Genomic DNA, 10,389 nt, shown 5'->3' with positions numbered 1-10,389 from the left:
CCAGGTTTTTTGACGGGGTCGAGACCTCCAAGAAGCATACGGCCACTGTCTCTGCGCGCATCAAGTGTACGCCCCTGAAGTTTCTATTCATGAGGGTCGCGCCCAAGCGCGTGGGGCGGTTTTTTAGGATGTACGTGGTAGGAGCCGATCATGGCGTCGGCCCACAGGCCATCGCCACATATTTCGGCTGCGGTGCCGTAAGAAGGTACGACAAACGCTGCCAGCGCGAAAAGCGCCGTTGGTAACAGAGACTTCTTGGGAATCACCGCTAACGTTTTCATTCGGCCCGGGCCTGTACGTTTACCTTCGCTCGGCAGGAGTCACCGAACGGGCGAGTTTTTTGGTATCAAATCCGAGCGGAACTGTACATGAACGTTATGTTTATTTGTGTGAAGCTGCGAGGGTTTCAGAGCCCTTGAGTCGCGATTCGTCGCACCTCAGATATCAATGAGTGCTGCTAGGTCTTGATATACGCGTCTAACCAAGAAACTTGATGCGCATAAAGTTTCCGCTTGGCGTGGGGCGACATAACAAGAAGGCCGTGCCGACTTGCGTCTGACACGGCCTCGCTTGCTGATCTACTTCGAATGAAACAACCGCCACTTAATCAAATAGTGACGGCGCGGTCGAACCGCTTAGTGCTTCTTCAACGCGTCCTTCATGTCTTCGCGGGCATCGCCTGCGCCTTTTTGCACCTTCCCGGCGGCCTGCTGCACGTCGCCCTTGGCTTCTTGGGCGCGGTCACCCGTCACCTTGCCGACGACTTCGTTGACCTTGCCCTTAGCTTGCTTTACTACGCCGTCTTTCTGATCCTTGTTCATCTTCATCTCCTTTCGTATCAAAAGCGCGAATCCGATGTAATGAAGTTCGCGGCGCCATGTCAGGAAATGTCCTGACAGTGTAAACAGCATCGCAAATCCATAGTGGGTCCGACAGCCGATGGCGTCTGATTAGCGCGTAGGCGGAATCGCACATTGCGAGCTTGCATCAGCGCAAATTGGAGCGCCGCGATAAAGGGAGATTGCGATAACCACTGTATGTTTGTACAGTATCGTACCTTGCCGTTATCGCCGAAAGAGGGAGACAAAAATGGACATCGAAGAAGATCGTATCGACACCCCCGAATTCGCCCGCGTGGTGAGAGACCTTAAGCGAATCACACGCGAGGTTGCGCATCGCTATATCGTGCAAGCAGTCCCACTGTCGTGGCGGCTCCTGCTCGCAATCGAAGCAGAGGCTCTCGCGGATCTTGGTTTTGCCGGCCGGCACGAGTCAGCGCTCAGAGCTCTGTTTGCACGCCCGGTTGACCTGAGCTTTCCCGAAACAGACGATCTTGTAGACTTTCGCAGGTCCAATGCGCTGCCGCCCGTGTTTGCATTCGCAGTTGATGCTTACGACCAGGCCGCACGCGCCGGGCATCCCGAGTTAGCGGTTGCAGTTACGCTTTAAAAGCGGCTTCGCCCGCAGGTTCACCTCTAAGGATCATTCCTGATGCCCCTGAACGCCAGGACCGACGACATTTTCGAGCGAGAGCGCGCGAGTTGGTACGCCGATCCGGTAAGTGCGTTCGATGCGTGGATGGCCGGTCAGGCATTCAAGGCATCGTCAGCGAACGTCTACCGCGCGCAATGGGGCCTGTTTCTTGAATGGCTGGACGTCAAACGCGTCAATCTCAAGACCGTGGACCGGCTCGCCATCGAACAGTTTGTAACACAACTGGATATCCGGAAACCACAGCGCGTACGCTATCTACGGCTCATTGAGCGCGTGCTGGACCATGTTCGTCAGATAGAACTCGCGTCCACCAATCCTGCTCGGTTTATTGCACAAGATGGCGAAGCACCCTGGCGGGATGCACGGGAGAACGAGCCAACCGGTTTTCTATCGCACAACGAGCGCGCGGCGCTGGTCGCCTACCTTTTCTCGCCGATTGTTGATTTATCGGCCGGTCAACGCTGGCGTGAAAGCAGGGACCGTGCACTCGTCGGCGTATTTCTTGGCGGGGGAGTGAAAACGGGAGAGGCGGCCGCGCTGACCGTTGGTAGCTTTGACTGGAATCAACCATGGCTCACAGTCGAAGCCTCAAATTCCACGCTCATACGACAAACCCGGCTCGCGCCTTTCGCCGTCGCGTTGCTTGATCAGTGGATCAGCGAACGAAAAACCGCCGGATTGCCAGGCGACCTGTTATTTCCGTCTACCGCGTCGGGGCGGATCATGCACAAGGCCACGATGCTGCGCTCTATCGATGCGGTCACGCTGGCCGCCGGTATTGCCGATTCCCGGGTAGCTCGCGCCAGTCCCCAGACCTTGCGCAACACGTTTGCCGCGGACCGGTTTGAAAGCGGAACGGTGCCCGAGCAGGTCGGACAGTGGCTGGGATTTCAGCAAGACATTTCAGCGCACAGGCTGCATCGGGCGTGGGAACGCTGGAAAGGTGAGGAAATACGGGAGCGTGATTTGGCCCATGCAAAGCATGACGCTTCGGTTGCGGACGAACGATCCGCCGGAAAAACAGGTCCCGAATAACCTCACCTTTCGACTTGCTGGCTCGCATCGAGCATTTCTGCGGTCTTGAAACATGCGACAGCCATAATCCGTGACGCCGTGGCACCCGACGATCGCTCACAATCAGGGCACGAAAGCTCGAACTCGTTTCCGTGCTGAGCAAGTTCGGGCTCACCAGCCATGCATGTTGGACAACGCGACGGCAGCACGATAAACGCGTCGACTTCGGTGCCTAGCGCCAGAATTTCCTTGTTCAATAACCGTCCTTCTTCGACCAACGAGCAAATGAGCCGGGCTGCACTTCTACTGATTCCGCTTTGCGCGCGAAGGGTGTCGCGCTCGGAGGAGAGTTCATCGATTTCGTCGGATTTCTCGCGCAATTGCAGCTCAAGTCGGTCGGCGCGCGCTTTCGCAGTGCTGAGTTGCTGGATGAAATCAAATTCTTTCTGACTGGCCTGGCGCACACTCGTCTGGTACGTCGCGGCCATGCCGCGAAGCGAATCGAGTTCAACCAGCATCGGCTTGACGCGCCGCTCAGCCTCACTCACCGCGTCCTTGATCTGCTGCGCATAGTGCTCCGTGTTCTGCCGCAATTCGTAATTCAAGGTATCCAGTCGATCACGTAACGTGGCGTTTGTCAGTTGTTGGGCATCGAGACGTTTGGTCAGGGCATCGTTTTCACCCTCCAGACGCTGGATTAACGCGTGGAGACCGCCCTGAGCGTTTGAATCCCGGTCACGGAGCGCATGCATTTCTGCTTCCAATGCAGAATTGTGTGCCAACGCCGCGTCCGCCCGCGCTTCGCTTCGTAGGAGCGCTTCATTGACGGTAGCGAACCGTACTTCGAAATCGTGAAGACGACTCAATGCGGTGTCCGCGTCGCTCTTTGCTGCGTTACGTTCTATCTCGAGCGATTGACTGGCTAAATGCCTTGCTTCCTGAAACAGTTGCCCAAGGAGTTCGCCTGCGCGCTCCTGCAAAGCATCGGGAATCGCGCCACCATCGATGCGAATTCGGGACGCCGACCTAATTCGGGTCCAGAACGCATCGATATCCTTCGGGATGTCGCTTGCGCTTCCGGTCTGAGTTAGGTCCCTTACGGTAGCCATGGATGGCCGGATGCCGAAATCGAAGAAGAGCCGCTTGCATGCATGTTGCGAAAGGTCTTGCCGTCGTGCGCCATTGGCTTTTAACTCAGCAAGCTCAGTACGCAGATCGAGGCGCTCTTCATCATTCATAAACCCTCCCGGCACTTATTTCGTTCGATAAATAATACATTACGTAGCAATCACTACGATTCCAAAGAAAGCTGAGAACTAAGCAAGCTTTGCAAGCGCTCGTGCTCCGTTATGCCAATATAACCTTCCGACGGCAGTGGTTTCCGTGAAACATGTAGAGCTTAATAGCTTAACTTGTTGATTACTAGCAGTTTGTTTGGGCCGTGACTGCTTCGACGATGTTTCACGAGCCGGAGGGGTGTAACGGTGCTCTATCTAGAATCTCCCCGTCTTGAGAGTATTAGAAGTAAACACCTTTGAACCCTAGTTAAAAACGTTAACGCCACGGCAAACCCTTATGGAGTAAGGCTTTCCGGACGCAAAGGTGAGTGTCTGCGGGATAGAAGGTGAGCGCTGACGGGGGCTGGAGGTGATGGGGTTCAGGAACGACAGTGAGTCATCACGGGAGCATCCGTGAGCGGATTCGGGAGTCGTGCCGTTTTGACAGGTGAGATTATTCGGGAGATCGCGTAGTGAACAAGCCCGCCCAGTAGACAAGGAGCATCTGCGACATCAATTCGTTAAGTGAGTGTTTGCGGGGGCTAAGAAAACGCAAAAAATCCAGTTATAATCGGTCATTATTACCTAATGGTGAGGGTTCACGGGGGCCAACGTCACTCGAGGGTGAGGTTATACAGGCGCCAAGACCGAATGCTTGCGTGATCGCCTGCGATGTTTGCGGCTTAAGGTGAGGAGTTACGGGAGGGTTCGGGAGTGAAGTTTCAACCTTAAAGGCCTAATATTCTCGGTTTTAAGGGGTATTTGAGCTAGAGGCGGTAAAGGTGAGCTTTTTCGGGGGGCATCAACCGTCATTTGCCATGCCAGCGAGTACCCAGTAGTGATCCATCGGTGAGTGTATTCGGGAGCCCCTCTTGCACCTCGACGTTTTTCAACCGCCGCTCGCCATCTGAAAACCCTGACTTCATCACCTAACATGTTGATAGTAATAAGAATATAAGGCAGATGCCGACAGCATCTCGTGCTTAGGGTGAGACTTTTCGGGAGGCTGCGATTTGAGTAGAAGTCGGCGCCACAGACCTTAGATCCTTGGCTACGGTGAGCTTTTGCGGGGTCTTGGATCGTCGTAATTGGGCGTGTCCGGCGGATTTGGCACACGGCTGGACCTCGAAATCGCTTGGATGTGCCGCAAAGGTGAGGCTTTACGGGAGGTGCCCCATCGTTTATTTCAGGCCCGGGTGTCATCGTGGGGACGAAGGTGAGGGAATTCGGGAGCAGTGATGGTTCACGCGGATGGGCGCGTCACTCGGTGTTTAAAGCAGAATGAGGCTTCAAACTGAGGTAACGGTGAGTGTTTTCAGGAGCGCAATCGTCAGGAATCAAGAGAAACAGCCTTCGTAAGTGGTATTCAATAAGAATTTGGCAGCCTCTGCACGGAGAAAGCCGCTTTTCGACGGTGGGCAGTTTTGGCGGAAGACATGCGCAATCGAAAAATTTTTTTGGGTGAGGTAATACGGGATCGTAGTTCGGGCGCCAAAATACAAGCAAAAGAATGCGCCAAACCGTTTACCCGCGTGGCGCGGGGATACGCGAGGCGGGCGACGAATGGTGAGGGTGAGAACTTTCGGGAGCGCACCTCAGTGAGTTCGGTGCGCAAGTTGCTGATCACCGCTCAAGGGTGAGTTTGTGCCTGTAGACGAGCGTCACCGTCGCCGGTATCCTTTCCCAAAATTCTCCCTGACACCAAGCATGGCAACCAAACGCGCGAAGAAGACTGACGTGGTGAGCCCGAGTTCGGCGGAGCTGCGAAAGGCCGTTGAGGCTATTGCAATTCAGCCCAAGAGCGGAAAGATCACCCTGTTGACTCGCAAGTTGTTCAACGTCTTGCTGGCCGTCGCACAGCAGGCCGACGAATCTGGTGATACCTATCGGGCGTTGCTGTCGGATATCGTCGCAAATTCAGCGTTCGATTCCAACGATACCGCTTTGGTCAAAGAGCACCTGCGCCGGATGGTGTCGGTTCAGGTCGAGTGGAGCACGGGCACCTCCAGCCAAAAGCCAGGCCGGAAATGGGGGATATCGACGTTGATCGCGGACGCGGAAATTCTTGAGGATCCCGCGACCAGGCGCGTGTGGGTTGAATTTTCCTTCGCACCAAAGATCAAGAAAAAGCTGCTGGATCCGGTGCAATACGCTCGCCTGAGTCTGCAGTTTCAGAGTCAGTTGCGAAGCAGCGCCGGCCTGGCTCTCTACGAAATCTGCGTCCGATATCTGACAAATCCGAGTCATCTCACCATGCGTGAGACGTGGGAATGGTGGCGGCCGATCTTGTCGGGCACGCCCGATACTGAAGCCGGCGACGAAGCGAAGCGCGAATACAAATATTTCAAGCGCGACTATCTCCGGCCGGCCATCGCCGAAGTCAACGCGGTGACAAATATTTTCGTCGAGTTGATCGAACACAGGGAAGGACGACGAGTCGCGGAGATACAGTTCCGCGTAACTGAGCGCAAGCAACCCATGCTTGCACTCGATGAACACCCGAATGTCTTTGACAGTACGCTGGTTGATCGGATGGTCAAGATCGGCATACCCCTGAAAGATGCCCAAACGCTCTACGCAGACAGCGAGGAAAACCGGATTCGGGCCGCATTGCAAATGACCGAGCAACGGATGCGGAGTACCTCGTTGCCCCCGGTAAGAAGCGCGGCGGCGCTATTCAAAGATGCTTTGAAAAAGGGTTACGCGCCCCAACTCGAGGCGTTGCCTGCGGCAACGGCCCCCGCGAAAACCAACGGCGCGCCGGCAGACGATCTCAAAGCGCGCCTGCTTAGCGAGTTTTCGGTTTATCGTCGGAAGGAAGCTCGCGCGCTGTACGAGGAGCAAGGTGAGTCGGAACGTGAATTGGCGCGCCAGACCTTCGAGGAAGATGTACTTCCGGAGCTCGGCGGTCACATGCGCGACGACTGGCGTAAGCGCGGACTCGACTCGAAGATGGGGGAAACGTCCTTCTTCGATTGGCTCGCACGCAAGACTTGGGGAGAGCCGACCGATGGGGATCTGCTGGCGTTCACATTGAATCAGAACCGCGCAGCGTAGACTAAAACGGCGGTTGTACGGCGCAAGACTTTCGTGTCTGGCGCCGTGGTGGATGAGTCGCTACGGGACTACGGATTACCAGATTCTGTCTGCAGCATCATTTCTATCTGCTGCAGCAGCGCGTCGCGCTTATCCTTCGACAGGCCACGCAATCGCAACTCAAGTCGGTCATCGCCGTAGGTTTTAAGATCGCCCACGGCAATCCCCTCCAGTTTGATTTCCAGTCGCTGAGCATAGCGTTGGCGACCGGTTGGCTTCGGTGTCTCTTGCGCGCTAGCGCGCCCTTTCACGATGTCCGCGACTTGTCGGGTACTCAGATCGTCGGACGCAATCTTGTTGATCAGGCGCAGCGTCGCATCCGCGCCTCGTGCACTGTGGAACCGCGAGACCTGATACGCCATGTTCGAGCCGAACCGGTCTGGCCGAGCAACCATCTCGTGCATCACATTTTCGGGTAGCTTCGCGATAGCCAGCGCGACCGCGATGGTCGATTCGTCCAGACCTAGATGATCGGCGAGTTCCCGCTGGCTTTGAAAGTAGTTTTCTTCAAGGAAACGCTTCCAGACGACAGCGTTGTCGAAGACTGTCTGGGAGTCGCGCTGTACGTTCAGATCATATCCAAGCTTATAGCTTTCGATCCCGATCGGGAGATCGATGACAATCGCCTTCACTGTTTCCTTATTGGCTTCTTTGAGAGCACGAACTCGCCGCCCTCCATCGCTTACAAAGAAAGTGCCGGGATTATCATGGTCGGGTATCACGTGAATGGCCTGCTGCTGACCTTGCTTGGCGAGATTGACGGCCAGCTCGGCGATCGATGCTTTCAGGTAAAAGTGGCGAGGATTAAACGGACTCGGTTTGATTGCTTTCAACGGCAATTCGATCACTTGACCCTGAACGTAACGATTTTTTCGGCGCCAGCTTTTGAACGCATCCGATTCCGGATTCTGTGTGTCACCCTCGTATTCGGCTTCAGTGTATCCGCTGGATCTGCCGGTCACTTGCTTGTCGTTGCCCGCCTCTTGATTAACGATTTCGTCGATCGCGTTAATGCGATCGAGCGCTGTACGCTTCTCGCTGCTCGTTGTGTCGGGCCGGGCCTTGAAGCCTTTGGCAAACGGATTCGGTTTCATTCAGGGTCCTTTATGCGCATAAAGTCAGGGAAGCATGGCGAGAACTTCGTCTGCACACGCACGTATTTCGGCCGCGGCAAGGCGTGAACCTCTGTCGCTCATCTGGAGCACGGTCTGACCCAAAGCCATTGCCTGCTTGTAGCACTCCCGTGTTGGGATCTGCGTCTTGAGCAAGGGGAAGCCTAATTCTTCGAGGGCCCGCTTCAGTTCTCGAGTCAACATCCGCTTCTCCTCGGTCTTGTTAAGGAGAAACACCGCATGCAGGTCTTCGTTCATGACCTGGGCTTGCTGGATGAGCTTGACCAGACCTACGCTTGACCAATAATCAGCAGGAGATGAGGACGTCGGAACTATGGCAACGGTTGCGGCGAGAAGCACCACACCAGAAACCTTCTCGGTGATGGATGGCGGACAGTCAACCACGATGATGTCGTAATCATTCACGAACTTCTTGATCTCGCGATGGATCTGAGCGCCTGCCTCGGAAAGATTCACTATGGGAAACGGAATGCCACTCGCCTCGTCCGACGCAGCGCTGGCCCAATGCACTAGGGTATTTTGGCCGTCAGCGTCTACGACGAGCACCCGTTTCCCCTTTTCGTGAAACGCAGCGCCTAAGTGCATTGCGATCGTGCTCTTACCCACTCCACCCTTCTGTTGCGTGATCGCAATGATTTCAGCTGCCACGTTTTGCTCCCAAATTTAGCTTTTTGAATTTTACATTAGAAGCTGAAAAATTCTAGCGATAACGTAGGTGGTTGGCCATTCGGTCAAGAAATCGGCGGAGTTTATGCGCATAAAGTCGACTTGCGACTTATGCGTCAAGGTTCGGTGGCGTGGACAGTACTATCGCGGCCCTTGCTGGAGTCTAATTTTTGCGACCGAGTGGCGAGCCTTTGCATCAGCGGCTTACTGGCCTGCGTCGACCGCACGACGCTTTATGCGCATAAAGTCCGGCCGAACACGACTTAGAGCAAGACAAACATGAACGGCGCTCACAGGATGAGATGCTCGATTCCATTTGGGTCGTACCCCCCGCGCATGTGCTTGACGCGATAAAGGGAGAGCTTGCTGTGTAGTCATGTAGATGTCGATGCTCAAATATAGTGATCAAAAAAATACGGCTAGAACCACCGATGGTCTATTCACAACCCCGCTACCGTTCCACGATGCCGCTCCAAGCATCCCGTAAGCAAGCACTCGTAAAATCGCCGCCACTAAGCGACGGCGAACAGCCGCGGGTACGCTAGCCTCTTCTCTCATTCAGCCAAAGGCATTTCAGTGCATCTGACTTCGACTTTCGCCGCGTGGTCCGACCACGACACGCGTCTTCTCATCGCATGCGCGCTCGGATTGGCATCGATCATTGTTCTTATTAGCGCGCTGAAACTGGCGCCGTTTTTATCGATACTCGTTGGTACTTTCGTCGCTGGCTTTACCGCAGGCTTGCCACTTGAGGCCGTCGCGAGCGCTTTTAGTAAAGGCGCGGGCGGCCTGCTGGGCGACGTCGGGATCATCATCGCGCTCGGCGCGATGCTCGGTGCATTAATGGCGGAGTCAGGTGCGGCTGACAGGCTGGTCTCGACCATTCTCGATCACTCCACGCCACGGTCCTTGCCCTGGTTGATGGCGCTGGTGGCAATCGTGATCGGCTTGCCGCTCTTTTTTGAAGTCGGCCTTGTCATGATGGTGCCGATCATCTTCGTGATGGCGCGCCGCTCGAAACAGCCGATCTTACGGATCGCAATCCCAGCGCTGGCCGGCATGACGACGCTGCATGCGCTGCTGCCGCCGCACCCGGGCCCGCTTATCGCGGTGAGCGCACTGCATGCGGATCTTGGAATTACGATGGGTCTTGGTTTCATCATCGCAATTCCTGCTGTGATCCTTGCAGGCCCCGTGTATGGGATATGGCTGTCGCGCCGGATGCACGTCGACGAACCGGAGGAGATGGGCAAGTTGTTTGCATCGAAGATGGATGGTGCCGGTGCGCTCGACGCCCCCAGCTTCGGTATCTCGCTCTTGACGATACTTTTGCCCGTATTGTTGATGCTCGGCCGAACCGTAGCGAAACTAGCTGTCAAGCCCGAAACGCTGCTATTCGATACGCTCAATTTTCTCGGTGAGCCGCTGATTGCTCTTGGACTCACCGTTCTATTCGCAATCGTCGCGTTGGGCTGGACGCGTGGCATGCCGCGCGACAAAGTGAGTGGCATCCTGCGCAAAAGCCTGCCGCCTATCTGCGCGCTGCTGTTGACGATCGGCGCCGGTGGCGGCCTGAAGCAAACGCTGGTGTTGGGAGGGATCAGCACCACGATCGGGAAGATTGCCATCGGTTCGCACATGCCGCTCATTCTGCTGGCATGGCTGATCGCCGTTGCGCTGCGCCAGGCGACCGGCTCGGCCACGGTCGA

8 protein-coding genes and 2 pseudogenes are annotated in these 10,389 nt (G+C 55.6%); 5 read left to right on the top strand and 5 right to left on the bottom strand.

What is annotated here, in order from left to right; genetic code table 11:
- The coding region (locus ACRXB1_RS20585) for a hypothetical protein (RefSeq protein ID WP_449493052.1) at positions 1–245 on the top strand (245 nt) is incomplete at its 5' end.
- 390 nt (positions 246–635) lie between these two features.
- Here the strand turns inward: ACRXB1_RS20585 and ACRXB1_RS20580 are convergent.
- Positions 636–821, bottom strand: coding sequence for a CsbD family protein (locus ACRXB1_RS20580; protein WP_056363795.1), 186 nt, complete (start codon positions 819–821; stop codon positions 636–638).
- A 268-nt stretch (positions 822–1,089) separates the two neighbouring features.
- On the opposite strand from ACRXB1_RS20580, the gene ACRXB1_RS20575 reads away from it, so the two are divergent.
- Together ACRXB1_RS20575 and ACRXB1_RS20570 are read left to right on the top strand one after the other, a co-directional pair.
- Positions 1,090–1,449: a DUF2471 family protein gene (locus tag ACRXB1_RS20575; RefSeq protein ID WP_449493051.1), complete on the top strand. Its 360-nt coding sequence runs from the start codon at positions 1,090–1,092 to the stop codon at positions 1,447–1,449.
- Positions 1,450–1,491: 42 nt separating this feature from the next.
- On the top strand, positions 1,492–2,529 hold the full coding sequence (locus tag ACRXB1_RS20570; RefSeq protein ID WP_449493050.1) for a tyrosine-type recombinase/integrase: 1,038 nt from the start codon (positions 1,492–1,494) through the stop codon (positions 2,527–2,529).
- A 2-nt stretch (positions 2,530–2,531) separates the two neighbouring features.
- On the opposite strand, the gene ACRXB1_RS20565 is transcribed toward ACRXB1_RS20570, so the two are convergent.
- Entirely contained in the window at positions 2,532–3,746 is a 1,215-nt protein-coding gene (locus tag ACRXB1_RS20565) for a DNA-binding protein (RefSeq protein WP_449493049.1), read from the bottom strand.
- A 1,746-nt stretch (positions 3,747–5,492) separates the two neighbouring features.
- Here ACRXB1_RS20565 and ACRXB1_RS20560 point away from each other — a divergent pair.
- On the top strand, positions 5,493–6,842 hold the full coding sequence (locus ACRXB1_RS20560) for a replication initiation protein (protein ID WP_086380691.1): 1,350 nt from the start codon (positions 5,493–5,495) through the stop codon (positions 6,840–6,842).
- A gap of 68 nt (positions 6,843–6,910) precedes the next feature.
- On the opposite strand, the pseudogene ACRXB1_RS20555 reads toward ACRXB1_RS20560, so the two are convergent.
- The 3 genes and pseudogenes from ACRXB1_RS20555 to parA all read right to left on the bottom strand — a co-directional run.
- Positions 6,911–7,774, bottom strand: a pseudogene (locus tag ACRXB1_RS20555) (ParB/RepB/Spo0J family partition protein); the annotation flags it as partial.
- An 83-nt stretch (positions 7,775–7,857) separates the two neighbouring features.
- Positions 7,858–7,975 (bottom strand): annotated as a pseudogene (locus ACRXB1_RS20550) (ParB/RepB/Spo0J family partition protein); the annotation flags it as partial.
- 24 nt (positions 7,976–7,999) lie between these two features.
- On the bottom strand, positions 8,000–8,662 hold the full coding sequence (gene parA, locus ACRXB1_RS20545; protein WP_062003507.1) for a ParA family partition ATPase: 663 nt from the start codon (positions 8,660–8,662) through the stop codon (positions 8,000–8,002).
- A gap of 594 nt (positions 8,663–9,256) precedes the next feature.
- On the opposite strand from parA, the gene ACRXB1_RS20540 reads away from it, so the two are divergent.
- A partial coding sequence (locus ACRXB1_RS20540) for a GntP family permease (RefSeq protein ID WP_449493048.1) occupies positions 9,257–10,389 on the top strand: 1,133 nt, incomplete at its 3' end.

It is taken from the genome of Caballeronia sp. M23-90, from assembly GCF_053574605.1.
The sequence above is the reverse complement of the archived record's forward strand: the minus strand, read 5'-3'. Positions and strand labels throughout refer to the sequence as shown.